The sequence below is a fragment of the Corallococcus sp. AS-1-6 genome, assembly GCF_020037015.1.
In the GTDB taxonomy this organism is placed as follows: domain Bacteria; phylum Myxococcota; class Myxococcia; order Myxococcales; family Myxococcaceae; genus Corallococcus.
The window spans coordinates 26662-50259 of record NZ_JAIQDE010000039.1 but is presented as its reverse complement, the minus strand read 5'-3'; the positions used below and the strand labels follow the sequence as shown (position 1 = coordinate 50259).

Sequence of the window (23598 nt, the reverse complement as noted above, 5' to 3'; positions counted from 1 at the left end):
GCCGTGGGCGACCTCCGGTTTGACGTCGCCGTGCTGGGCGGCGGTCCCGCGGGCGCGGCGCTGGCGCTGGCGCTGCGCAGGCACCCGGGCCCGCGCGTCGTCCTGTTCGAGCGCTCCACCTACGCGCAGCCCCACCTGGGCGAGACGCTGCCTCCGGACAGCCGGCGGCTCTTGGCGCGGCTGGGCGTCTGGGAGGCGTTCGCGCGCCAGGGGCACCTGCGCTCCATGGGTTCGTGCTCGCGCTGGGGGGACTCCGCGCTGGGCTACAACGACCACCTGCGCTCGCCGTGGGGGACGGGCTGGCACCTGGACCGCGCCCGGTTCGACCGGATGCTCGCGGACGAGGCCTCGCGCCACGGCGTGGACGTGCGCACCGGCGCGGCGGTGACGGACTGGGCGCCCCTGGCGAGCGGCGGCCACCGGCTCTTCCTGGCCATGGAGGCGGATGCGCCCCGGGCCTTCGTGGACGCGCGCTTCGTGGTGGACGCCACGGGACGGAGCGCGGTGTTCGCCACGTCGCGGGGGGCCCGGCGCCACACGGTGGACCGCGCCTTCGGCGTGTGCGGCACGTTCGCGCTCCAGCCCGGCCGCGACGTGGACGCGCTCACGCTGGTGGAGGCGTGCGAGGACGGCTGGTGGTACTCCGCGCGGATGCCCGGGGACCAGGTCGTCTTCGGGCTGATGGGCGACCGGGACTCGCTCCAGGGGCTGTCTCCGAAGGACGCCGGGGCCTGGCGCGCCCGGATGGCGCGCGCGCCGGAGACGCGCCGCCGCCTGGAGGCCTGTGACTTCACCGGCGCTTGCCTGCGCGCGGTGTCCGCGAACGTCGCCTGCCTGGACCGCCTGCACGGCGAGGACTGGCTCGCGGTGGGGGACGCCGCGTGCACGTTGGATCCGCTGTCCTCGCAGGGCACGTCCCAGGCCCTGCGCTCGGCGCATCAGGCCGCCGAAGCGGTGGGCCGGTACCTCCGGGGTGACCCCTCCGCGCTGCGCCTGCACGAGGCGCGGACGCGGCACGAGTTCCAGGAGCACCTGCGCATCCGCGAGGGCTACTACCGCCTGGAGCGCCGCTGGCCCACGGCGCCGTACTGGCGCAACCGCCAGCAATCCCACGCACCCCTTCCATTCGCCGCAGCCCTGAACCCCCTCGCCGTTGGGAAGAACGCATGACAACCGGACGCCATCGACCTTCGCGCCACCTGCTCGCCGCCGCGGGGGCGCTCCCGCTCGCCGGAGTCCTCGCGCTGGGCGCGTGCACCTCCTGGGAGCGCACCCTGGACGCGCCACCCACCCAGGCCGTGGCCGCGATGGACGGCTACCTGTCGCCGCCCTTCCCGGTGTTCCCGCACGGCAACACGCTCACGTCATCCCTGGCGGACAACCACCCGTCGGTGCAGCAGTTCCTGACGTACTACAGCCAGCGGGCCGGCGTGACGGTGCCCAACCTGACGCGCGCGTCGCTGTTCGCGCTGCCCAAGCGGTCGCTGGACATCGCGCACAACGGCCTGGACCTGGCGTCGGGCAACTTCAACTCGTCGCTGGTGTGCCAGTCCTGCCATGACAGCGATTGGAAGGCGTCCGGCACGGACCTGCCGCAGATGTCCTTCTGGGCGCAGCCCGGCGTGGCGCGGGTGGACCCCTCCGGCAAGCGGGACCTGGCGTCCAACTGGTCGCTCTTCGGGGACTGGAGCGGCTCCATCAAGGCGCTGGCGGCGCGCGACCCCGTCTTCCTGGCACAGGTGGAGAACACGCGCGCCCTGTCTCCGAACCAGCCGGAGCAGGTGGACAACCTCTGTCTGCGCTGCCACTCGCCGCTGGGCCAGCGGCAGGCGAACCAGCAGGGGAAGCTCTTCAGCCACTTCATGCTGTACTCGACGCCCGAGGGCTCCGGCTACACCAGCCCCGTCCACGACCCGAACGCGAGCCCCGCCAACGCCACGCTGGGCGCGCTGGGCCGCGACGGCGTGTCGTGCGCCGCGTGCCACGACGTGGCGCCCCAGCAGGGCCTGCCCTGGGACGGCAAGGACTTCACGACGTTCTACGGCAGCGAAGCCAACAGCGTGTTCGGCGGGAACCTGTCCAACCGCCTGAAGGACGCGGGCGACTCCAGTCAGCCTCCGCCGTTCCCGTTCACCTCGCACATGAACACCCGGCCGGGCTCCGTGGTGGGGCCGGACACGGGGCTCAACATCGCGCCCATGGCCGCGGCGGGCCTGGGGCTGGAGACGGCCACCAACGCGGCGGGAGGCCAGCCGTACCTGCGCGACGCGACGGTGTGCGGCTCCTGCCACGTGGTGGTGCTGCCCAAGGTGCCGGACCGGTACAGCAATGCGCTGACCATTCAAGAGGCGCAGTCGCGCGGCGGCTACGTGAAGCCGGCGAGCTGCCCCACCGGGCAGAAGAACTTCACCGGCGACTTCCTCACGGACCCCTGCGTGGGGCTGGCCTACGAGCAGACGACGTACTTCGAGTGGCTCAACAGCGGCTACGCCACCCAGACGGCGTCCTGCCTCACGTGCCACATGCAGTTGGCCAGCGTGTCCACGAACGACGGCTTCGAGCCGGTGGCGCAGGTGAACGCGGACCTGGCGAAGTTCTACCAGGGCAACACGGCCACGACGCCGCGCCAGTACAACCGGCACACGCTCCTGGGCGTGAACCTCTTCGTCCACGAGATGTTCCAGCAGTTCCCGGACGTGCTGGGCATCGAGTACTACCCGTCTGAGAACTCGGTGGTGCCGCCGTTCCTCCAGTCGCCGGCCATCCGCACGCGCACGGGCAACCTCATCCTCAACCCGGGCGCGGAGAATGGCGACACGCAGGGCTGGAAGGTGCTCGCGGGCACCCAGATGCAGGCCGTCAAGAGCGAAGGGACCGTCAAGCCCGCGCACGGCCAATACTTCTTCACCGTGCGCGGTGGCGCCTCCGGGACCGAGGGGGCGACGCTGACGCTCGACGTGTCCCAGTACGCCCAGTACATCGACCGCAACGGCGGCGAGGTGGACCTGAACTGGGGCGCGAGCGTGTTCTACCGGAACGCCTTCGAGAAGAACCTGCCAATCCAGCTCACGTTCGGGGGCTCGAGCCACATCCCGGACGTGCCCGATTTCAAGAACCCGCCCTACAGCACGTGGCTGAGCTTCAACCGGAAGGTTCATCTGAGCCCGGGGACCCGCTCGGTCACCGTGGTGCTGCCGGCCAACATCGGGGTGGATGACCTGTTCCTGTCCCTGACGCTGCCGGAGTCCGCCGCGCCCCTGCTGACGGACGCGAGCCGGAGCTACGCGGTGGCGAAGAACCTGCTCAACGCGGAGCAGTCCATCCTGGACCTGGCGGTGAACACGTCGCAGGGCGTCTTCAACCCGCTGAAGCCGGCGGTGCAGGTGTCCGTCGCGCCGCCCACCAACGCAGGCGCCACGCAGGACTTCGCCGTCACCGTCACCAACAACGTGGGGCACAAGTTCCCCAGCGGCGCGGGCTTCCGCCGGGCCTTCGTGCAGTTCGAGCTGCTGGGCGACGGCGGCCGGGTCCTCTGGGCGTCCGGTCAGCCGAACGCCTGGGGTGCCATCTGCCAGGGCGCGTGCAACGTGGCTGGCAGCAACACGCTGCCCTCCGAGTTCGCCACCACCGCCGGCCAGCTCCAGCCCCACCGCCAGGTCATCACCGACGAGTCGCAGGCGCAGATCTACGAGCTGCGCGTGGTGGACGACTACAAGCAGCTCACCTCCACGGAGCTGCAGCAGTTCCAGGGCGTGAAGGACAACCGCATCCTGCCGCTGGGCTGGGTGCCGCCCTCGGCGCGCAATCCCTCGGACGCGTTGCTGGGGCTCAACCTCCAGCAGCTCGCCACGCTGACGGAGCCGATGAGCACGGTGCTGGGGGCCGGTGACACGAGCGTCACCAGCGACCCGGACTACAGCGCGAAGTCCGCGCCGGGCCTGGACCGCGTCACGTACCGCGTCCCCACGAACCGCGCGGCCGGCTGGAAGTCCGCGCGGGTGCGGGTGAACTACCAGACCATCCCGCCCTTCTACCTGGCGGCGCGCTTCAAGGAGGGGCTGACGAACGTCCAGGGCCAGCCGAAGTCGCCGGGCCCCGCCATGTCGCGGCTCATCTACATGACCAGCCGGCTCAACAACCAGTCCGGCCTGTCGTACGCGCCGGACCCCAGCCAGCCGTCGAAGAAGGTCGACTTCCTCAGCAACTGGACCATGGTCATGGGCGAGTGGACGCAGGTGTCCACGCCGTAGGTGACGTCAGGGCGCGCGGGGTGGACGGGGATTCGCTAGAAGCAATGTCATGCTTCCGGCGTCCTCCCCGTCCCCTCGCGACTTCGCGGCCTCGTCCCTGGCGGTCTGGCTGCTGTGTCTGGGATTGTTCGCGGTCTACACCGCGAGCCAGGTGCAGATGCAGACGGACTCGCTGTGGTCCATCCCGTCCGCGGCCAGCATCCTCCACGAGGGCAACGCCGACCTGGACGAGTACGCGCCGTCATTCACGCCGGCGACCGCGTACGCGCGCGGCGTCCACGGCGGGCGCACCTACTACGAGTACCCGCCCGGGGTGATGGTCTCCGCGCTCCCGTTCCTGGCGGCCGCGGAGGGGCTGTTCTCGCTGGGCCGGCCGCTGCTCGCGCACCTGGGGACTCCGGGCGCGGAGGCGCTGGCGTGGCTGGAGCTGTTCCGGAGCACCGGCAAGGTGGATCTGGGCTCCTTCCACCGCACCGAGCAGCTCATCGGTTCGTTCTACGTGTGCGCCGCCGCGGGCGTGCTGTTCGTCGCGCTGCGAAGGCGCGTGTCCCCCCGCGCCGCGCTCGTCACCGTGCTGCTCTTCGGGCTGGGGACGACGGCGTACTCCACCGCCAGCCGCGTCCTCTGGCAGCACGGCCCCGGGCTGCTCGCCGTCGCCTGTGTCGTGCTGCTGCTGGCGCGGCCCGCGCAGACGCCGCGCACCGCGTTCCTCGCCGGGCTCGCGGTGGCGCTCGCGTATGTGTGCCGGCCCACGCACTCGCTCTCCGTGGTCGTCGTCACCGCGTACTTCGTGCTGCGCTTCCGCCGGCTGCTGCCCGCGTACTTCGCGGGCGCGGCGCTCGTGGCGCTGCCGTTCTGCGGGTACAACCTCCACGTCTACGGCTCGCTCCTGTCGCCGTACTACACGCACCCGCTGGACCTCATGGGGTCGCGCTTCGTCATGGCGCTGGCCGCGAACCTGGTGAGCCCGTCGCGCGGGCTGCTCCTCTATTCGCCGTTCCTGGTGCTCGCCGGGGTGGGGTTCGTCCAGCGGTGGCGCAGCCGGGAGCTGGAGCCCGCCGAGAAGGCCTTCGCCATCATCGTGCTGCTGCACTGGGTGGCCATCTCCGCGTTCCCCATCTGGTGGGCGGGGCACTCGGTGGGGCCGCGCTTCTTCACGGACGTGCTGCCCTATCTCGTCGTCTTCCTCGCGTATCCGGTGCAGCTCGCGCTGGAGGCGCCTCGCCAGCACCGCGTCCTGGCGGGCGTGCTGGCCGTGACGGCCGCGTTCAGCGTCGTCTTCCACTGGCGCGCCTCCACCTCCTATGACGTGCACGCGTGGAACTCCGTGCCGGTGGACGTGGACAGCGCGACGGAGCGCGTCTGGGACTGGAGGGATCCGCAGCTCCTGCGCGCCGTCCCGGCCCGCTTCCGCGGCAACTCCCCGTAGGGCAGGGGCTCCGTCGCCTGGCTGCCTTCCGGCATGCGCCAGCGCCCGGACGGCCAAGGGTCTTGGCGTGCGCCGGAGACGCCCTCAGCTTTCCACCGGACCTTTCTGTTGGAAGGAGGCGGTGTCATGGCGAAGGCGATGCGCAAGCTGCCGCGCGCGCTGGGCTGGTTCAGCGTGGGCCTGGGCGTCACGGAGCTGTTGGGAGCGTGGAACCTGCTCCGGTTCTTCGGCATCTCGCGCGGGGACCGGTGGGTGCGCGCCTACGGCGCCCGGGAGCTCGCCGCCGGGGTGGCGCTGCTGAGCCCCGCGAGGAAGCGCCCGTGGCTGTGGGCGCGCGTGGCCGGTGACGCGCTGGACCTGGCCACCCTGGGCAAGGGCCTGCGCGAGCCGGGCGTGCGCAAGGGCCGCCTGCTCGCCGCCACCGGCGCCGTCGCGGGCGTCACGCTGCTGGACATCTACGCCGCCGCGAACGCATAGGCCGGGCGGGACGTGCGCTAGGCTTCCGCCCTCTTCGAAGGAAGGAAGCCCGTGCGTCCCGTTCTCCTGTCCCTGCTGCTCCTGCCCGCGCTCGCGGGTGCCGCCGCCCCGAAGGCGCAGGACCCGTATGTCTTCCAGGGCGTGGAGCGCATCGTCGCCGTGGCGGACGTGCACGGGGACGTGGAGGCGCTGAAGGAGGTGCTCCGGCTCGCGGGGCTCATCGACGCGAAGGACCGCTGGATTGGCGGCAAGGCGCACCTGGTGCAGACCGGGGACCTGCCGGACCGGGGGGACCACACCCGCGACGCCTTCGAGCTGCTCATGCGCCTGGAGACCGAGGCGCGCAAGGCCGGCGGCCGCGTGCACCCGCTCCTGGGCAACCACGAGGTGATGAACATGCGCGGAGACCTGCGCTACGTCACGCCCGGCGAGTTCGCCTCCTTCGCGGACCAGTCCCCCGTCGCTGACGGCCCGGGTGAACCCCGGGGGCTCCGGGGCCACGCCGCCGCCTACGCCGCGGACGGGCGCTATGGGAAGTGGCTGCGCTCGCACCCCGCGGTCATCCGCATCAACGACACGCTCTTCCTCCACGGCGGCCTGGCGCCCACCGTCCCCGGCGCCACGCTGGAGGAGGTGAACCGTTGGGTGTGGCAGGACCTGACGCCGGGGCAGGCGCCCGGCGGCGGCGTGGATCCGCAGGGCCCGGTGTGGTTCCGCGGCTACGCCATCGATGACGAGGCGAAGTGGGACGCGGGCCTCACGCAGGTGCTGGAGCGCTTCGGTGCCCGCCGCATGGTGATGGGCCACACGCCTTCGAAGGATGGCCGGCTCTCCATCCGCTTCGGTGGCCGCGTCATCGTCATCGACACGGGACTCAGCACCCACTACGGCCGCCACCTGGCCGCGCTGGAGCTTCGCGGCGACCGGCTCACCGCGCTCTATCCCGAAGGCCGGGTGCCCCTGCTCACCCCCACGAAGGCCGCCGCGCCCGCCCCGCGCCCCGAGGCGAAGACGGGCACGAAGTAGACGGTCCTTCCCTGAACGCCCACTGGGAGGGGGCGCCGGAAGTCTTTTGACTTTGAGAGTCAGTATCAATATCGTCTGACCCCATCGAGCGCGGGAGCCGCGATGCACGAGGGATGCGGGCCACAGGGAGGTGCCGGGGAGCTGCGCTGCCTGTGCGGCAGCTTGCTGGCGCGGCTGGTGCCGGGCGGTGTGGAGCTGAAGTGCCGCCGGTGTCACCGGACGCGGGTGGTGCCGCTGGAGCCGGGGGCGTCGGCGGAGCCACGGGGTGGCGGTGCTCCCCGGAGGGGTCGCGGCTGAGACGCAGTGAAGGGACGGGCCTCCGGTGAGGGGCCCGAGGCAGTGTGTTTCCTGAGGCCCGAGGCCCTTTGAGCCCAGCGCCCGTCAGGCTTCCCGTGAGGGGAGGCCCCCGGCTTTCGTGCCGGGAGGACGTGGGATGCAGGGGCGTTGGTGGCTGTGCGCGCTGCTGTGGAGTGCCCTGTCGGGCCTGGCCTGGGCGGAGGACGTGCCGTCCTCGGATGGCGGCGTGGCTCAGGCTGCGGCTGCGTCGGAACTGGCAGCCACCGCCAGGGCCACGGAGGCCGTGCCCGCGAAGCCAGCTCAGGCGGTGAATGCCGCGCTCGCGGTGGATGAGCCTGCCGCGTTCCAGACGGTGGTGACGGGCTCTCGCACGCGGGAGCGCCTGAGCGAGACGCCGGTGGCCACCGAGGTCATCACCCGTTCGGAGATTGTCGCGAGCGGCGCGCGAGACGCGTCGGAGTTGCTCTCTTCGCGCCCGGGCTTCGTGGTGCAGCAGGGCTTCGCGGGCGCAGGACTGTCCATGCAGGGACTGGCCCCGGAGTACGTGCTGGTGCTGGTGGACGGGGAGCGCGTCACCGGCAAGGTGGACGGCACCATCGACCTGTCGCGCCTGTCTCTGGAGGACATCGAGCAGGTCGAAATCGTGAAGGGCCCCGGCTCCGTGCTCTACGGCAGCGACGCGGTGGCGGGCGTGGTGAACTTCATCACCCGCCGCGCGCAGCGCATGCTGGGCGCGGACCTGCGCGCCGCGTACGGCACGCTCGGGCGCCTGGACCTGGACGCCACGGGTGAGACGCGCGGCGACGCGTGGGGCCTGCGCATGAGCGCCGGGCTCCAGCGGCGCTCGGCCTATGACCTGGACGCCTCGGACATCGGCACCACGGGCAGCAGCCTGAGCGGCTACGACCTGTCCGCGCGCGGGGACTGGCGCGGCGCTGGGGCGATGTCGCTGGAGGGCACCGCGTCCTTCTCCCACCGCATCCAGCGCGGCGTGGACCTGGGCGCGGCGGGCGCGGTGTTCGACCGCGCCAGCCGGGACAACAGCCTCGCCTCGCGCGTATCTCCGTCCTGGCGCCTGGGCGACACGACGACGCTGCGCGCGGACGTGTCCTACGGGCACTTCGAGCGGCGCTACCTGCGCGACCAGCGCAACGCCTCCGCGCTGGACACCGTGGAGGACACGCGCGACCAGCAGGCTCGCGTGGGCGCGCAGGTGGACACGCGCCCCGGCGGCGGACACGCGCTGGTGATGGGCACCGAGTACCTGGGCGAGTGGCTGCGTTCGGACCGGCTGGACGGTGGAAGCGGCCGGCGCGGGCGCGGCTCCGTGTACGCGCAGGACCACTGGACGCTGGCGGAGAAGCCGGGGCTGGTGCTGGTGACGGGCGGAAGGCTGGACGTGGACTCGCGGTTCGGGTTCGCGGCCACGCCGCGCGTGGCGCTGAAGGTGGACCCGTTGTCGTGGCTCACCGTGCGTGGCGGCTACGGCTGGGGCTACCGAGCGCCGAGCTTCCAGGACCTGTTCATCGACTTCGAGAACCCCTCGGTGGGCTACACCGTGCGCGGCAACCCGGACCTGAAGCCGGAGCGCTCGCGCAGCTTCAGCCTCGACGTGGAGGCGCGCCCCACGCGCGACTCCGGGGTGTGGGTGGGCCTGTTCCAGCACTCGCTGCGCGACATGATCTCCGCGTCGCTCCAGTCCGAGGGCGACTTCCTGCGCTACTCGTACGTCAACATCGCCCGGGCCCGCGTGCGCGGCGGAGAGCTGGGGCTGCGGCAGGCGCTGCCCGGCCGCGTCCAGTTGGAGCTGAGCTACACGCTCACCGACGGCACCGACGAGGAGACCGGCCTCGCGCTGGAAGGTCAGGCGCGCCACCGGCTCACCGCGCAGGCCACGTGGCGCCACCGCCCCTGGGGCCTGGAGGCCCACGTGCGCGGCGCGCTCACCGGCGAGCGTCCCTTCCATCCCGATACCAACGGAGACGGTGTGGCGGATTCCTACCGTGCCAGCCCCACCGTCTCCCTGGACGCCCGGGTCGCCTGGCGGATGCCAGCGGGCGGGCTCCAGCTTTTCGCAGTGGGCAGCAACCTCACCGGTGCGGGCAATCCGACGGACCTGCCCATTCCCCCCCGCACCCTCCAGGCCGGCGTCTCCACCCGGTTCTGATTCCTCCACCCAGCACCCTGAAGGAGTCCGCATGTTCCCCATTCCCCTCCGTCCCACCTTCCTGGGCCGCGCCCGCGCGGCGCTGCTCATCGCGGCCCTGGGCACCGCGTGCGGTGACGACCTCCAGCCCACGCCCGGGCCCGGCGACGACGAGGACCCCATCGTCACGCCGCAGGACGGCGCGAACCTGAAGCACCACGACAACGGCGATGGCTCCTTCACCTCCGTCGTGGACGCGTCCAACGCGGAGGCGTGGGTTGGCGTGGATCTGGACACGGGCAAGCAGGTGAGCGCGGCGGAGGACGCGGTCTGGGACCTGGCCTTCCAGCGCTACACGGTGAAGGCGCGCGGCGGCGTCAGCGGCACGGGCGGCGTGGAGGTGGCGATCGTGCCGAACGTGGCGTTCGCGGCGCTCACCCAGGCACCCGCGTCTGGCTACCTGACGGACGCGGCGGACGGCCCCGACACCGGCGGCAGCCCGGACACCGTCTTCAACGCGGGGGACGGCTGGTACCTCTACGACCTGGCGACCCACATGCTCACGCCGCGCGACCAGCTCTACGTCGTGCGCTCGGATTCAGGGGCGTACTTCAAGGTGCGGGTGCAGTCGTACTACGACGCCGCAGGCACGCCCGGGATGATGAAGCTGCTCTGGGCGAAGGTGGACGCGCCGGCCGGGGTGCGGCCGTGATGGGCGGCACGGAGGCGGTGGCAGGCCCGCTCGCCGCGCTGCGGGAGCGCTGGCAGGCCCTGCGTGAAGCCGAGCCGCGCCTGCGCATCCGCGACGCGGCGGAGCGGCTGGGGGTGAGCGAGGCGGAGTTGCTCGTCACCGGAGTGAGCGGCGAGCTGGTGCGGTTGGAGCCGCGCTTCGACGTACTGCTGCCCCGGCTGGAATCACTGGGCCGGGTGATGGCGCTCACGCGCAACGCGTCCGCCGTGCATGAGAAGAAGGGCGTCTACCGCAACGTGGAGCTGCACGGCGCGCGGGCGCTGGTGCTGGACGAGGACATCGACCTGCGGCTGTTCCTGTCGCGCTGGTGCTTCGTCTTCGCGCTGCGCGAGGACCTCTCCGGCCAGGTGCGCCGCGGCTTCCAGGTGTTCGACGCGGCGGGCACGGCGGTGCACAAGATCTACCTCCAGGACGACGCGAACGTCGCCGCCTTCGAGGGGCTGGTGCGCGAGCTCCAGCACGAGGATCCGCGCCACGTGCTGGATGTGGTGCCGGTGGCTCCGCCCGCCGGGCCCCGGCCGGATTCGGAGATCGACACGCCGGGGCTCAAGGCCGGCTGGCGCGCGCTCCAGGACACGCACGAGTTCTTCGCGCTGCTCCACCGGTTCAAGGTGGCGCGCACGCAGGCGCTGCGGCTGGCCGGGACGGAGTTCGCGCAGCCGGTGAGGCCGGACGCACTGGGCTGGACGCTGGAGCGCGCCGCGTCGTCGGAGCTGCCCATCATGGTGTTCGTGGGAAACCCGGGCGCGATCCAGATCCACACCGGCCCGGTGCGCACGGTGCGGCCCATGGGCCCATGGATGAACGTGATGGACCCGGGCTTCAACCTGCATGTGCGCGCGGACCACGTCCACACCGCCTGGGTGGTGCGCAAGCCCACGCGCGATGGCGACGTCACCTCGCTGGAGCTGTTCGACAAGGCGGGGGAGAACATCGCGCTGTTCTTCGGCAAGCGGAAGCCGGGCGAACGGGAGTCCCCGGCCTGGCGGGCGCTGATGGGGGAGCTGGTCCAGACACTGCCCGCGGTGGAGGTGGCGTCATGAGGCGGACGGCCTCGAAGTGGGGCCTCGTCACGGCCCTGTTCGCGCTGTCGTCACACGCGGCGGCTCCCGTGGCGAAGCTCATCACCATTGGACCGGCCATCACGCAGACGGTGTTCGCGCTGGGGGCGGGCGACCGGGTGGTGGGCGTGGACGACTCCAGCGCGGCGCTGCCGGAGGCGTCGCGGGTGCGCACGGTGGGCTATCAGCGCGCGCTGTCCGCGGAAGGGGTGCTGTCGCTGGGCGCGGGCCTGTTGCTGGGCTCCGCGGAGGCCGGGCCTCCGCCGGTGCTGGAGCAGCTCAAGCAGGCGGGCATGGCGGTGGAGACGTTCTCCAACGCTCCCACGGTGGAGGGCGCGCGTGCGCGCATCCAGGGCATCGCGGAGCGGCTGGGGACGCCGGAGCGGGGCAGGGCGCTGGTGGCGAAGCTGGACCAGGACCTGGCGAAGGCGGCGGAGCGCGCTGCGCGGGTGAAGGGCGCGAAGCCGCCGCGCATCCTCGCCATCTACGCGCGCGGCGCGGGCACGATGATGGTGGCGGGCTCGGACACCGTGGCGGACACGCTCATCCGCCTGACGGGCGCGGTGAACGCGGCGGACTCGCTGTCAGGCTACAAGCCGCTGGGCGCGGAGGCCGTGGTGGCGGCGGCGCCGGAGTTCGTGCTGCTGCCCGAGGGCTCGGTGTCGGCGGTGGGGGGCGCGGAGGGGCTGGCGAAGCTGCCCGGGCTGTCGCAGGTGAAGGGCTGGAAGCTCGTCACCGTGGAGGACGTGGACTTCATGGGGCTGGGGCCCCACCTGGGCCAGGCGGTGGCCCGCGTGCAGGACGCGGTGGCCCCGGCTTCGGCGAAGGGCGCCGGCAAATGAGCGCGTCGGAGGCCATGCCCGCGTCGCGTCCGGTGTCTTCCCGGCTGCCGGGCGCGGGGCCCTGGGTGACGTTGGGGCTGCTGCTGGCGTGGATGGTCCTGGCGGCGCTGGCGGTGGGCTCCATGACGGTGCCTCCGTCCGCCATCCTCGGAAGTCTCTGGGAGGCGCTGGGCCTGGGCGAGGCCTCCCACCGGCTGGACACCACGCAGCGCGCGGTGTTGCTCACCTTGCGCCTGCCGCGCGTGCTGATGGCCGTGATGGTGGGCGGGGTGCTGGCGACGACGGGCGCCGCGCTGCAGGCCCTCTTCCGCAATCCGTTGGTGGAGCCCGGCCTGCTGGGAACGTCCAGCGGGGCGGCGCTGGGCGCGGTGCTGGCCATCGTGCTGGACGTGACGCTGGCCGCGCACGTGGGGCCGTTCCGGATGCTGATGGTGCCGGGAGCGGCCTTCCTGGGCGCGCTGTCGGCGACGGTGCTCGCGTTGCGGCTGGGCACGGGAGGAGGGCGCACGGACACGCCGCGCGTGCTGCTGGCGGGCGTGGCGGTGAGCGCGGGCGCGTTCGCTGGCATGGGGCTTCTCACACACAGCGCTTCGGACGCGCAGTTGCGCACCATCACGTTCTGGAGCCTGGGCAGTCTGGGAGGAGCGTCGTGGGAGACCGTGGGCGCCGCGGCGCTCCCGCTGGTCGTGACGCTGGCGGTGCTCTTGAGCGAGGCCCGGGCGCTCAACCTGATGCTCCTGGGTGAGCGTGAGGCGTGGCACCTGGGGGTGGACGTGGAGCGGCTCAAGCGCAAGCTCATCCTCGCCGCCGCGCTGGGCGTGGGAGCCGCGGTGTCGTTCTGCGGGATGATTGGTTTCGTGGGCCTGTTGGTGCCGGCGCTGCTGCGAATCGCGCTAGGTCCGGACCACCGGCGGCTGCTGGCCGCGTCCGCGCTGTCAGGGGCATCGCTGCTGCTCGCGGCGGATTTGCTCTCGCGCACGTTGGTCTCGCCGTCGGAGCTGCCAGTGGGCGCGCTCACGTCGGTGCTGGGAGTGCCGGCCTTCATCGGGCTGCTCGCGCGCAAGGGGGCGGCATGAGCCGCGAGGCTAATGAAGCGGGCCGCACCGCCACGCCGCGGGTGGATGGCGTCATCGCGCTGCCTGCTCGCGAGGAGGCGGCATGAGCCGCGAGGCTCATGAAGTGGGCCGCACCTCCGCACCGCGCATGCCGCCGGGCGATGGCGCCACCGCGCTGCCTACGCACGAGGAGGCGGCATGAGCCGTGAGGCAAATGAAGCGGGCCGCACCGCCACACCGCCGGTGGATGGCGTCATCGCGCTGCCTGCTCGCGAGGGAGCGGCATGAGCCTGGAAGCTCGCGGCATTGAGGTCTGGCGCGGGCGGGGCAGGGTGGCCGGTCCGCTGTCGCTGGAGGTCCGGCCCGGCGAGGTGCTCGCCGTGGTGGGGCCCAACGGCGCGGGCAAGTCGTCCCTCGTCGCGGCGCTGTCGGGCGAACTGCGATGCAAGACCGGCGACGTGTACCTGGAGGGCCGCGCGCTGCACCAGTGGCCCTCTCTGGACCGTGCGCAGCGCCTGGGCGTGCTGCCGCAGGAGTCCTCATTGGGTTTCGGCTTCACCGCGCTGGAGGTGGCGGCACTGGGCCGCAGCCCGCATGCCCGGCGTGGCGGCGACACGTCCGACCTGGACATCGCCCGAGCGGCGCTGGATGCCACCGACACGCAGCACCTGGCCTCGCGCGCGTACACCACGCTCTCCGGTGGTGAGCGGCAACGCGTGCAACTGGCCCGCGTGCTGGCCCAACTGTGGACGCCTCCCGCCCGAGGCCACCGCTACCTGCTGCTGGACGAACCGACGGCGAGCCTGGACCTGTCCCACCAGCACCTGGTGCTGGAGTGCGCCCGAACGTTCGCGCAGGACGGCGGCGCCGTGCTCGCGGTGCTGCATGACCTGAACCTGGCCGCGCGGTACGCGGACCGCATCGCGGTGCTGGACCAGGGCCGGTGCGTGGAGACGGGCACGCCTTCGAGCGTGCTGACTCCCGGCCTCATCGCTGGCACCTTCGGAGTGCAAGTCGAGGTGGTGTCGCGGCCGGACCAGCCCGGACCGCTGGTGATTCCCCTGGGCCGCGCACCCGCGCCGCCCTGACCCACGGCCTTCCTCCCGCGAGGAGGGCGTCCACGCGCGCGAACGCCCCTCCAAGGTCACGCGTCGGACCCTCCTCGCGGAAGGACGTTGTGCCCTTCACACGCGGGACACGCGCTCCCGCGTCGCTCGCCGGGGCCGCGCCAGGGCCGGCTCCGGACGCAGGTAGCCGACCGCGAGCGCGGCGATTTCATCCACGAACGCGTCGTCCTCCACGTAGTCCGGCCGGTCCGTCAGCGCCGTGTGGCACAGCGCCTCCACCGCGTTCACCAGGATGAAGACCGCCATGTCCAGGTTCCGGGGGCGCAGGTCCTCGAAGCGGGGCGCGAGGAACGCCCGCACCAGCCGGTGCAGCCGCTGCGTGTACGCATCCGACAGGCCCCACTGCCGCATCCGCGGCATCAGTTCATGCAGCGCCTGATGCAGGCGAGGGTTCTCCCGCTTCACCGCGAGCACCTGCCGGATGAGCGCGCGCATCGCCACCGGAAGCGGCTGCCCGGCGAGCGGCACCAGCCCGGCCTCGAAGTCCGCCAGTGACCGCGCGCGGTGCTGCTCCATCAGCGCCGTCACCAGCCCCTCCTTGCTGGGAAAATACTGGTAGAGCGAGCCCACGCTCACCCCCGCCTCCTGCGCGATGCGGTTGGTGCTCGCGGCCTCGTAGCCATCCCTGAGCAGAACGCGAGCAGTCGCGGTGAGGATGGCGTCAACCGTGGCCTGCGCCCGCTCCTGGCGAGGCGCCCTGCGACGGGAAGGCGGGGGACGGCGGGGCATGAGGCCTCCTTGAGGGAATGTGAGCACCACGCGAGTTGAGAACGTGAGCGACCGCTCACATTCTAACCTCATGCAAACGACCTCGTCCCAGTCCCCTGTTCGTTCGTCTGTCTCCCCGGCCACCCTGAAGGGCAAGGCCTTCCCCTACGCGGGCCACCGCGCGCTCGTGACGGGCGCGTCGTCCGGCCTGGGGGTGGTGTTCGCCCGCGAGCTGGCGGCGCGAGGAATGGACCTCATCCTGGTGGCCCGCTCCGAGGACCGGATGCGCGCGCTGGCGGCGGAGCTGACGCAGGCCCATCACATCCAGGTGGAGGTCATCGCGTTGGACCTGGGTCGCGAGGGCGCGGGCCGCGAACTGCACGCGCGCTGCCAGGAGAAGGGGCTGCGCGTGGACCTGCTGGTGAACAACGCGGGCTTCGCCACGCACGGTGCCTTCGACGCGGCGCCGTTCGCACGGCAGCACGAACAGGTGATGCTCAACGTCACGTCGCTGGTGGACACCAGCCACCTGTTCCTGCCGGACATGCTCGCGCGCGGCGTGGGCGGAATCCTCAACGTGGCCTCCATCGCGGGCTTCCAGCCGGTGCCGTACATGGCCATCTACGCGGCCACGAAGGCGTTCGTGCTGTCCTTCACGGAGGCCCTGTCGGAGGAGACGCGCGAGCGCGGCGTGCGAGTGACCGCCCTGTGCCCGGGGCCCGTGAAGACGGCGTTCTTCGACGTGGTGGGCACCCAGCAGGCCGCCGTCGGTCCCATGGCGACAGCGGAGGAGGTGGTGCTGAGTGCGCTCAAGGCCCTGGACCAGGGCCGGGCGTCGGTGGTGCCGGGATGGCGCAACTGGCTGCAGGCCAACCTGACGCGCTTCACGCCGCGCTGGCTGGGTCTGCGCGTGGCGGCCGGGATGATGCGGCCTCCAGAGGCGGTGCGCACGGGCACCGCGCGGCTCGTGCCGTAGCGGAGGGCCCTTGACCCAGGACGCCGGGAGACACCCATCACCGGCTCAATGTCCGCCAGGACTGTCGCCAGCACGAAGCTCAGCGAGCACGGGTTTCCAAACGACGGAGCGCCAGAGGCTGCGCCGCCCTCCGAGCACGCTCGCCGAAAACCTGTCCGACAGTCAGACAGAGCTGCGCCACCTGAAGCCCAAACCTCGAGAGTGGGCCATGGCCGTATCCGTGCTCGGACGCGAAGAGAAAGCACGGGCCGAGGCCCCCCGCCGGGCCCGAGCGATGAAAACCTGTCCGACAGTCGGACAGGTTTTCCGGAAGCGCGCCCGGCGGGGGCCTCCTTCCGGCAGGGGGCGCGGACAATGAGGTTTCGCGTCCATGTCAGACCCCTGTGGTTGGATGGCGATGCTGAAACGAGGAGGGGATGGGGATGGGACGGGGAGGACTCGTGGCGTATGTGGAAGCGCAAATCGAGCGCGATATCGCACTGGGACGGCTGCACCCGAGCGGACAATTCGGCTCCGAAGCGAAGCTGGCGCGTCGCTATGAGGTGTGCCGGGGCACCATCCGCGAGGCGCTGCGGCGGCTGGCGGCGCGGGGACTGGTGGTGCAGCGCCCCGGGCGAAAGACTCGCGCGGTGGCCCTGGATGAATCGCTGACGCTGGAGAACCTGGGGCTGGCGCTGCATGACGCGCGCTCCCCGCAGACCCGGTGGCTTCTGGAGGGCTACTTCAGCCTCAAGCGGCAGGTGTTGGTGGAGCTGCTCGTCGACTGCTGTTCGAAGGCTTCGGACCGCGACCTGGACCGGCTGGGGAGCACGTGTTTCGGGCTTTGGAACGCGGGGCGCTGGGAGCCGGGGGCACCTTGCGCCCACTTGGAATTCGAGTTGCTTCGGGAGGCGGCGCGCGTGGCGGCGCGTCCCGGGCACGTGCTCCTTGTCCAATCCTTGCAGCGGGCATTCCTTGGCGGCGCCGGCCCACTGTTGCCGCTGCTGGGCGGAGAGGCGCTGCGCGCGTGGGCCACCTGTGCGAGGGAGGCCCTCTCGGAGCGGAACGTGCGGGCGCTTCAGCACGAGCTGCCGGCGCTGATGAAGGCTTGCGATGAACTCGTGCTGAATGCCTTTGCTCCTGCTCCTCAGGTATCTGCATCCCCCGAAGCCGCATGCGCCCAGGAGGACTTTTCCGACACCCCTGGGGTGGCCACCGCGCAGGTCGATGCTCCGGAGGCGCATCCCTGTGTTGAGGAGCGTGGCCCTGGCTGGCCCGTGTCGTCTGTCGAGAGCAGTGAGGTGCTCGGGGGTGTCCCCTGCCTCCAGAATCACGGCTTTCGTGTGGAGCAAACCCGCGAGCCAGGTGGGGCATGCGCCGGGGATTCAATGCGCGCGGCCCCTGGCAACGCGTCCGCTTGTCATACCAGTTCGGGCGCCTTGGGTTCGTCGGAGGAGCAACTCTTGCCCGAGGTTCCTTCCCGGGGCTCCCACGGCTTCCTTCACGTGGCGGTGCACTCGGACGGCAGCCCGTTCCCTGATGGCTGGGGGCTCCTGGGCCGGTGGACTGCTCGCCTCTGGCGCTTCATCGCCGCTTCGCTGGGCCTGCCTGCTTCGTGAATGGCGACAGCCCCTGCATCCTCTGGTGTTCCAACTGGAGGGCCCTCGCTTCTGGCTCCACGCTCAAGGGAGGACCTTGGTGGAGGCGGGTGCGAAGGCTTCCCTCAGCACCTTCGCCTCCAGGGAACGGTAGATGTTGGCGTGGAGCAGGTCGGGCCGGGGGTCGTACTTCCACTGCAATCCCGTGGGCGCGTTCGCTCGGAGCACTTCGGCCAGGCGTCCGGCCTCGGAGGCGACGTCGTCTCCGGCCGACGCGATGTAGAGCGTGGCCTTCAGGTTCGGCCTCGCCTTGAGCCGCTCTCCGGCCTTGCGCACGCATTCTTCGTTGTTCCACCAGAGGCTGGGGCTCAGCGCGATGGCGGTGCTGAACATCCCGGGCTGGAGGAAGAACGTCTCCATGATGAACAGCCCCGCGAGCGACTCGCCGATGATGGCCGTCTCGTCGGTGACGCGGTACTTGCGGCGGACGTGGGGTATCAGTTCGTCGCGCAGGAAGGCGCGGAAGGCCGCGGAGCCGCCGACGCGCGGGGCGATCTTCTTGTCCTCCTCGACCTGCGTGGGGCCGGTCATGTCCCGGCGCCGTTCGGTGTTCTCGATGCCGACCAGGATGACGGGCCGCATCTCCCCTGCGCGGATGGCGGTGTCCACCGTGGTGGCGACGTGCGGGAAGTCCTCCTGTTCGCCGCCGTCGGGCATGTAGAGGACGGGGTAGCGCACGCCCTTCGCCGCGTCGTAGCCGGGCGGCGTATAGACGTTGATGCGCCGCGTTTCCCGGAGCTTCTTCGACGGCAGCGTGAACGTCGCGTGCGGAGGCATCGGCTCCGTTTCAGCGGCATGGCCCACGCCGCTGACGAGGAGGACCGCGAGCAGGAACAGACGGACACAGCGCATGGGCTGCCACCTCCGGAGGGGAAGAATGCTCGTGGGGCTCAGCGCCGGGACGGCGGCCTGGACGACGACTGCGACTTCGCCTTGGGCACGCGCCGGGCGACGAAGAGGGTGTGCCGCGTCCCCTTGGTGCCGTGCGCCGCGGGGTGGAGGAGCTGGACGGAGAAGCCCACCTCTTCCAACAGCTTCACGTACGCGGGCGAGGGCCCGGCGCTCCACACCACCAGCGTTCCGTTGGAGCGCAGGGAGTTGAAGGCGTGCGACACGCCGGTGAGGTCGTAGAGGCTGTCGTTGTCCGGGTGGGTCAGGGCCTTCGGGCCGTTGTCCACGTCGAGCAGGATGGCGTCGAAGGCGCCCTGCTGCCTGCGCATCACCTTGCCCACGTCACCCTCCACCACGGTGACGCGCGGGTCCTCCAGCGGAGCCTTCGCCAGCGGCGCGAGCACGCCCCGGTTCCACTCCACGACCGGGGACATCAGCTCCGCGACGACGACGCGGGCGCCCGGGCCCAGGCGGTCGAGCACGGCGCGGACCGTGAAGCCGAAGCCCAGCCCGCCCACGAGCACCCGGGCGGGCGCGTCCGGCGTGAGGTTCGCGCAGCCGGCCTCGGCCATGGCCATCTCTGAACCATGCTGGCGGCTGGACATCAACGTCTGGCCGCGCACTCGCAGCACGTACTCTTCGTCCCGCCGGGCGAGCACGACCTCACCCACGTCCGGCATCTGCGCTCGCTCCACTGTTTCCCAGGGCTTCATGCCAGCGCTCTTCGCGCGACCGGGCTCCCGGGTCAAGTCGCCACCTTGACACCCCGGGAAGTGCCTGCGAAATGCCGGGCGACCGCCCCCACCCACATGGAACGCAACGGACGACAGGCGTGGCCCCCGGAGCTCTCCGAGCCCCTGCGCGAGGTGGACCGCCTGCGCCGGGGGGGCCGTTACACGTCGGCGCTCGCGCTGGCGCGGACGCTGGCGGAGGCGCATCCGACGCAGGTGCGGGTGCTGGTGGAGGTGGGGCTGACGCTCGGGGTGTGGGGCGGCCAGCCGGCGGAGGCGCTGCCCTGGTTCGACCGGGTGCTGGAGCTGGCGCCCGGCCACGTGGCCACGCGCTACCACCGGGCGCTCACGCTCGCCCGGCTGGGCAGGCACGCGGAGGCGGTGGAGGGCTTCACGCAGGTGGAGGCCGCGGGGTTCCGCAAGGCGCTGGTGCTGCACATGAAGCGCGCGCAGTCGCTCGAAGCGCTGGGCCGGTTCGCGGAGGCGGAGGCGGACTGGACGGCGGCCCTGGCGGAGGACCGGGGCAACCCGTGGCTGCTCCAGCAGCGGGCCCGGAGCCGCACCCGCGCGGGGCGGACGGAGGCCGCGGAGCAGGACCTCACCGAAGCACTCGCATCCCAGCAGGGCGAAGCGGTGGACCCCGAGCTGCTCCACGAGCGGGGCGTGCTCCGGCTCCAGCGCGGTGATGCCGCGGGTGCTCGCGCCGACTTCGAAGCGGGGCTCCAGGCCTTCCGCGTGGGCGATCCGCCGTCATTGCTGGATGCGATGCGGAGCGGGCTCCAAGACGTAGCGACCCGTGAGGGTGGGCCGCGCTGAGCGCCTCTTCGGTGCTCGGCATGCTCCGGCGTGGGGCCAGGAAGCGGCATCCGGTGCGGGGCGCTTGCTCTGTTGCGATCCTCAGGCGGCCTTGAGGAGTGCACAGTTGTGCGGCACGCCGTGCAGGAGTGTTGCGCGGGCGCGTTGCCGCCAGGTACGCCCCGCGAGCGCGTCACCGAAGCGCCGCTTGTGGCTGGAGAAGAAGCTCTCGGCCTGCCAACGCCGGGCGTACAGGCGCCTGGGAAGGTGCAGCAGCAAGCTCCGACGCTCAGGGGTCTGCACGCGCAAAGGGTGCAGGGCTTCACTTGGATGGGATGATGCTTGAAGAGTGGCGGTGCTGGGCTTGGAGCACCCGTTGCTGCACTTCTCAGGTGTGCCCACATCCGCCACCTGGGCCAGAAGTGAGCGCACGCGCAAAGGCGAGTCTTGAAGTCGAATCAAGCCCGCGCGCCCCGCCATGCGGACGGCTTCATCCAACAGGCGCCCCAACCGCGGTGGTGGGAACCGACGTTGTGCTCGCCAGAGCGTCGTGTGGTCCGGAGCACCCTTGAGACCCAGCACCTGACACAGACTTCATGCTCAACGGGCAGCACTCCCGTACCTCTGAGGTCCAAGCGGTAGACGCGCTGAACCCGCAGGCACGCTGTCAATCGAGGCAGGGGAAGTCGTGGCGGCTGTACTTGGAGCCATGGCGCGGGAGTGCTTGCTCGGCCACCGCCAGCGCCACCCGCGCAACCTTCAAGCAGGACTTGATGCGTGCTTGGCTTGTGCCTGCGCGGGACGGCCGCTGGCGCGGTTCGCGACCGCGAAGAGGGCGGCTCCGAGCAGCGTGAGCGCGACGGCGGCCCAGGCCGGCGCGAGGTAGCCATACCCTGCCGCGATGACCAGTCCGCCCAGCCACGCTCCCGCGGCATTGGCGATGTTCAGGGCGGAGTGGGACATCGACGCGGCCAGGGAGGGCGCACCGGGCGAGGCCTCCATGAGCCGCACCTGCACCGCCGGCGCGAGGAACTGCGCCGCGATGCCAATGAGGAACACCAGCGGGACCGCTGCCCACGGCGACCGCGCCGTGAGCGCGAACAGGCCCATCACCAGCGTCGTCGCGCCGAACCCCACCCACATCGCGAGCGACACGGAATGGTCCGTCAGACGTCCGCCCAGCATCGCCCCCACCGTCATGCCCACGCCGAACAGCGCGAGCACCCACGGCAGCGCCGACTCGGGCAGCCCCGACACGAGCGTCAGCGTCGGCGCGATGTAGCTGTAGACCGCGAACAGCCCTCCGAAGCCCACCGCGCCCACCAGCGACGTCCACCACACCTGCGGCTCTTTCAGCGCGGACAGCTCCTGCCGGATGCTGCTGCCTCCCAGCGTCGCCACGTGCGGCACCCACAGCCAGTGGGCCACGAGCGTCACCAGCCCGATGGCACCGACCAGCAGGAACGTGCTGCGCCAGCCCACCTGCTGCCCCAGGAACGTCGCCGCCGGGACGCCGACGATGTTGGCGACCGTCAGTCCGGCCATGATCAGCGCCACCGCGCGCCCCTTGCGCCCGGGCCCCAGCAGCTCCGCGCCCACGACGGAGCCCACGCCGAAGTAGGCCCCGTGCGGCAGGCCCGCGATGAACCGGGCCGCGATGAGCGTTTCAATCGTGGGCGCCAGCGCCGAGGCCGTGTTGCCCAGCGTGAACGCCACCATCAACACCCGCAGCAGCGCCCGGCGCGACATCCGCGCCGTCACGATGGCGACCAGCGGCGCCCCCACGACCACGCCCAGCGCATAGGCGGCGATGACGTGTCCGCTCCGGGGAATCGTCGTCCCGAGCCCGCTCGCGATCCTCGGGAGGATGCCCATGGTGGCGAACTCGGTCGTCCCGATGCCAAAGCCTCCCAGGGACAACGCCAGGAGCGCCCTGCCTGCGTTGGGTGTCTTCACGGGCGTCCCGTATCAGGTCGGCGGACGCCTGTCGCTTCGGGCTCAGCCCTCGCGGGGGATGGGCTCGAACTCGAGGGTCTTCCCGTGGGGGCGCACGTAGTAGAGGTGGATGCGCAGGTGCGGGTACGCCGTCTGGAGCTCCTTCGCGCCGAAGTGCAGGTCCTTCAACTGCTGCTCCACCGCGATGTCCGGCCCCAGCGCGCTGTGCTTCGCGTGGTAGTAGCCGCACCCCGCGTGCGCCAGCAGCAGCACGTCCTCGATGTGATGCCCCTCGATGAGGAAGCGGGCGGCCTTCGTGAAGCCCTCGCTCTCCAGGTAGTCCGACGCCCAGCGGTTGAGGAGCGCGGGACCGCCAGGAATCGTGAGCGTGTCGATGCGCGGGTGGCCCAGGTGGCGGGCCAGGTCCTCCACGGCCTCGGTGAAGCGCCCGTCCGAGCAGTACACGGCCAGGGTCTTCGGGTGGGCGGCCTCGAAGGGGACGCGGGAGACGAAGGGAGCGGGAGCGGACATGCCCCCCAGGTTAATGGCTCCCGGCCCCCGCGAAAGCTCCTTCGAGGCGTCGCGTGGAACCCGGCGGCGCGCCCGGCGTCAGTGGTGCTCCGGGAACGCGGCGGGCTGCCCCGTGCCGCCGTTGCCCTCGGGCTTCGGGCCCGCGTGCCGGTCGGCCTCGGCCTCGCGGCCGCCGCCCTTGTGCCGCAGGCGCTCGTCCTCGCTCAGGCCCTGGCGCTGGACCTGCTTCTCGTCTGGCTTCTTCGTCTCCATGTCGAGCCCCCTGTCGTTGGAGGAAGTCCTTCGATGTCCTCCCAAGATGGGGGTGGACAGGGCGTTTGCCATGTCCGGCGCCTGCCCGGCCGGCGGCTCAGCGCGCCCCGAAGCGCTCCTGGAGCGCGGCCAGCACGGCGGGCTCCTGGGGGTTGTTGAAGTGCCGTCCCCCGGGGACGACGCGCACCTCCGCGCCCAGCCGCTCCTCGAAGAGGCGCGTGTTGCGGCGGAAGTCGGACGTGAAGGGGTCGGAGTCCGACAGCAGCACGACGCAGCGGCGGAGCGCGGCGCGGATCCGCTCGAAGTCCATGGGCGTGTCCAGCCACGGCCGCAGCGTGTCCCAGGGCGTGTCGACCTCGAACCAGCCCGCGACGAAGATGGCGCCCTCCACGGTGTGGCCCTGAGGCAGCGCGGACAGGTAGCGCATCACGGCCTGACAGCCGACGCTGTGGCCCAGGAACACGGTGGAGGGCGCGGGCACGGGGCCCGCTTCCCTGGCGAGCGTGGACACCCAGCCGTCCACGGTGGGCGCGCCCGGCGTGGGCATGTCCAGCGCGCGGACGGTGTCGAAGAGGGGCGGCGTGCGCAGCTTCGCGGTGAGCCAGGGGTAGAAGTCCGTGTCGGGGCTTCCAGCCCAGCGGGGGACCATGATGAGCGAGCGGGTCGTCATGGCCGCCAAGT

The 23598-nt window shown here is 71.7% G+C and carries 21 protein-coding genes; 14 read left to right on the top strand and 7 right to left on the bottom strand.

Annotated elements, in window-relative coordinates; all coding sequences use genetic code 11:
* The first annotated feature begins 3 nt into the window (after window positions 1-3).
* From K8612_RS35460 to K8612_RS35410, 11 genes are all read left to right on the top strand, one after another.
* Entirely contained in the window at window positions 4-1170 is a 1167-nt protein-coding gene (locus tag K8612_RS35460; protein WP_223765498.1) for a tryptophan 7-halogenase, read from the top strand.
* A complete protein-coding gene (locus K8612_RS35455; RefSeq protein WP_223765497.1) occupies window positions 1167-4250 on the top strand; it encodes a hypothetical protein in 3084 nt (1027 codons plus the stop codon). Before K8612_RS35460 ends, K8612_RS35455 begins: the two co-directional genes overlap by 4 nt.
* 49 nt (window positions 4251-4299) lie before the next feature.
* On the top strand, window positions 4300-5679 hold the full coding sequence (locus K8612_RS35450) for a hypothetical protein (protein ID WP_223765496.1): 1380 nt from the start codon (window positions 4300-4302) through the stop codon (window positions 5677-5679).
* A 126-nt stretch (window positions 5680-5805) separates the two neighbouring features.
* Window positions 5806-6156, top strand: coding sequence for a hypothetical protein (locus K8612_RS35445; RefSeq protein ID WP_223765495.1), 351 nt, complete (start codon window positions 5806-5808; stop codon window positions 6154-6156).
* Between the two features lie 51 nt (window positions 6157-6207).
* The gene (locus tag K8612_RS35440) at window positions 6208-7182 is read left to right on the top strand and encodes a metallophosphoesterase (RefSeq protein ID WP_223765494.1); all 975 of its coding nucleotides are present in this window, start codon (window positions 6208-6210) and stop codon (window positions 7180-7182) included.
* 433 nt (window positions 7183-7615) lie between these two features.
* Window positions 7616-9646, top strand: coding sequence for a TonB-dependent siderophore receptor (locus tag K8612_RS35435; RefSeq protein WP_223765493.1), 2031 nt, complete (start codon window positions 7616-7618; stop codon window positions 9644-9646).
* Between the two features lie 31 nt (window positions 9647-9677).
* Window positions 9678-10337: an HmuY family protein gene (locus K8612_RS35430; protein WP_223765492.1), complete on the top strand. Its 660-nt coding sequence runs from the start codon at window positions 9678-9680 to the stop codon at window positions 10335-10337.
* Complete coding sequence (locus K8612_RS35425) at window positions 10337-11419, top strand: hemin-degrading factor (RefSeq protein ID WP_223765491.1); 1083 nt, start codon at window positions 10337-10339, stop codon at window positions 11417-11419. Before K8612_RS35430 ends, K8612_RS35425 begins: the two co-directional genes overlap by 1 nt.
* Window positions 11416-12279, top strand: a complete 864-nt coding sequence (locus K8612_RS35420) for an ABC transporter substrate-binding protein (protein ID WP_223765490.1) — start codon at window positions 11416-11418, stop codon at window positions 12277-12279. Before K8612_RS35425 ends, K8612_RS35420 begins: the two co-directional genes overlap by 4 nt.
* A complete protein-coding gene (locus K8612_RS35415; RefSeq protein ID WP_223765489.1) occupies window positions 12276-13355 on the top strand; it encodes an iron ABC transporter permease in 1080 nt (359 codons plus the stop codon). Before K8612_RS35420 ends, K8612_RS35415 begins: the two co-directional genes overlap by 4 nt.
* A gap of 263 nt (window positions 13356-13618) precedes the next feature.
* Entirely contained in the window at window positions 13619-14422 is an 804-nt protein-coding gene (locus tag K8612_RS35410; RefSeq protein ID WP_223765488.1) for a heme ABC transporter ATP-binding protein, read from the top strand.
* A 96-nt stretch (window positions 14423-14518) separates the two neighbouring features.
* Here K8612_RS35410 and K8612_RS35405 read toward each other — a convergent pair whose 3' ends face one another.
* Complete coding sequence (locus tag K8612_RS35405; RefSeq protein ID WP_223765487.1) at window positions 14519-15190, bottom strand: TetR/AcrR family transcriptional regulator; 672 nt, start codon at window positions 15188-15190, stop codon at window positions 14519-14521.
* Between the two features lie 70 nt (window positions 15191-15260).
* Here K8612_RS35405 and K8612_RS35400 point away from each other — a divergent pair, with 70 nt between their 5' ends.
* Window positions 15261-16145, top strand: a complete 885-nt coding sequence (locus K8612_RS35400) for an SDR family oxidoreductase (protein ID WP_223765486.1) — start codon at window positions 15261-15263, stop codon at window positions 16143-16145.
* 416 nt (window positions 16146-16561) lie between these two features.
* The gene (locus tag K8612_RS35395) at window positions 16562-17743 is read left to right on the top strand and encodes a FadR/GntR family transcriptional regulator (protein WP_223765485.1); all 1182 of its coding nucleotides are present in this window, start codon (window positions 16562-16564) and stop codon (window positions 17741-17743) included.
* Between the two features lie 63 nt (window positions 17744-17806).
* On the opposite strand, the gene K8612_RS35390 is transcribed toward K8612_RS35395, so the two are convergent.
* Together K8612_RS35390 and K8612_RS35385 are read right to left on the bottom strand one after the other, a co-directional pair.
* Complete coding sequence (locus tag K8612_RS35390; protein WP_223765484.1) at window positions 17807-18634, bottom strand: alpha/beta hydrolase; 828 nt, start codon at window positions 18632-18634, stop codon at window positions 17807-17809.
* Window positions 18635-18672: 38 nt separating this feature from the next.
* On the bottom strand, window positions 18673-19386 hold the full coding sequence (locus K8612_RS35385; RefSeq protein ID WP_223743395.1) for a hypothetical protein: 714 nt from the start codon (window positions 19384-19386) through the stop codon (window positions 18673-18675).
* 96 nt (window positions 19387-19482) lie between these two features.
* On the opposite strand from K8612_RS35385, the gene K8612_RS35380 reads away from it, so the two are divergent.
* Window positions 19483-20220 (top strand): tetratricopeptide repeat protein, encoded by a 738-nt coding sequence (locus K8612_RS35380; RefSeq protein WP_223743396.1) that lies wholly within the window; start codon window positions 19483-19485, stop codon window positions 20218-20220.
* 738 nt (window positions 20221-20958) lie between these two features.
* Here the strand turns inward: K8612_RS35380 and K8612_RS35375 are convergent.
* From K8612_RS35375 to K8612_RS35360, 4 genes are all read right to left on the bottom strand, one after another.
* The gene (locus K8612_RS35375; protein WP_223765483.1) at window positions 20959-22155 is read right to left on the bottom strand and encodes an MFS transporter; all 1197 of its coding nucleotides are present in this window, start codon (window positions 22153-22155) and stop codon (window positions 20959-20961) included.
* A gap of 42 nt (window positions 22156-22197) precedes the next feature.
* Window positions 22198-22665 (bottom strand): carbonic anhydrase, encoded by a 468-nt coding sequence (locus tag K8612_RS35370; RefSeq protein WP_223765482.1) that lies wholly within the window; start codon window positions 22663-22665, stop codon window positions 22198-22200.
* A gap of 78 nt (window positions 22666-22743) precedes the next feature.
* Window positions 22744-22917, bottom strand: a complete 174-nt coding sequence (locus tag K8612_RS35365) for a hypothetical protein (RefSeq protein ID WP_223765481.1) — start codon at window positions 22915-22917, stop codon at window positions 22744-22746.
* A 97-nt stretch (window positions 22918-23014) separates the two neighbouring features.
* Window positions 23015-23587 carry an alpha/beta hydrolase gene (locus K8612_RS35360; RefSeq protein ID WP_223765480.1) on the bottom strand — a complete coding sequence of 191 codons (573 nt, stop codon included), beginning with the start codon at window positions 23585-23587 and terminating at the stop codon, window positions 23015-23017.
* Window positions 23588-23598 lie beyond the last annotated feature (11 nt).

Coding starts and splice junctions, on each gene's coding strand:
- K8612_RS35450 (WP_223765496.1), top strand. CDS start 4,300: ATGCTTCCGGCGTCCTCCCCGTCCCCTCGCGACTTCGCGGCCTCGTCC.
- K8612_RS35455 (WP_223765497.1), top strand. CDS start 1,167: ATGACAACCGGACGCCATCGACCTTCGCGCCACCTGCTCGCCGCCGCG.
- K8612_RS35420 (WP_223765490.1), top strand. CDS start 11,416: ATGAGGCGGACGGCCTCGAAGTGGGGCCTCGTCACGGCCCTGTTCGCG.
- K8612_RS35415 (WP_223765489.1), top strand. CDS start 12,276: ATGAGCGCGTCGGAGGCCATGCCCGCGTCGCGTCCGGTGTCTTCCCGG.
- K8612_RS35435 (WP_223765493.1), top strand. CDS start 7,616: ATGCAGGGGCGTTGGTGGCTGTGCGCGCTGCTGTGGAGTGCCCTGTCG.
- K8612_RS35395 (WP_223765485.1), top strand. CDS start 16,562: ATGGGGATGGGACGGGGAGGACTCGTGGCGTATGTGGAAGCGCAAATC.
- K8612_RS35390 (WP_223765484.1), bottom strand. CDS start 18,634: ATGCGCTGTGTCCGTCTGTTCCTGCTCGCGGTCCTCCTCGTCAGCGGC.
- K8612_RS35405 (WP_223765487.1), bottom strand. CDS start 15,190: ATGCCCCGCCGTCCCCCGCCTTCCCGTCGCAGGGCGCCTCGCCAGGAG.
- K8612_RS35430 (WP_223765492.1), top strand. CDS start 9,678: ATGTTCCCCATTCCCCTCCGTCCCACCTTCCTGGGCCGCGCCCGCGCG.
- K8612_RS35360 (WP_223765480.1), bottom strand. CDS start 23,587: ATGACGACCCGCTCGCTCATCATGGTCCCCCGCTGGGCTGGAAGCCCC.
- K8612_RS35380 (WP_223743396.1), top strand. CDS start 19,483: ATGGAACGCAACGGACGACAGGCGTGGCCCCCGGAGCTCTCCGAGCCC.
- K8612_RS35445 (WP_223765495.1), top strand. CDS start 5,806: ATGGCGAAGGCGATGCGCAAGCTGCCGCGCGCGCTGGGCTGGTTCAGC.
- K8612_RS35410 (WP_223765488.1), top strand. CDS start 13,619: ATGAGCCTGGAAGCTCGCGGCATTGAGGTCTGGCGCGGGCGGGGCAGG.
- K8612_RS35425 (WP_223765491.1), top strand. CDS start 10,337: ATGGGCGGCACGGAGGCGGTGGCAGGCCCGCTCGCCGCGCTGCGGGAG.
- K8612_RS35385 (WP_223743395.1), bottom strand. CDS start 19,386: ATGAAGCCCTGGGAAACAGTGGAGCGAGCGCAGATGCCGGACGTGGGT.
- K8612_RS35400 (WP_223765486.1), top strand. CDS start 15,261: ATGCAAACGACCTCGTCCCAGTCCCCTGTTCGTTCGTCTGTCTCCCCG.
- K8612_RS35365 (WP_223765481.1), bottom strand. CDS start 22,917: ATGGAGACGAAGAAGCCAGACGAGAAGCAGGTCCAGCGCCAGGGCCTG.
- K8612_RS35370 (WP_223765482.1), bottom strand. CDS start 22,665: ATGTCCGCTCCCGCTCCCTTCGTCTCCCGCGTCCCCTTCGAGGCCGCC.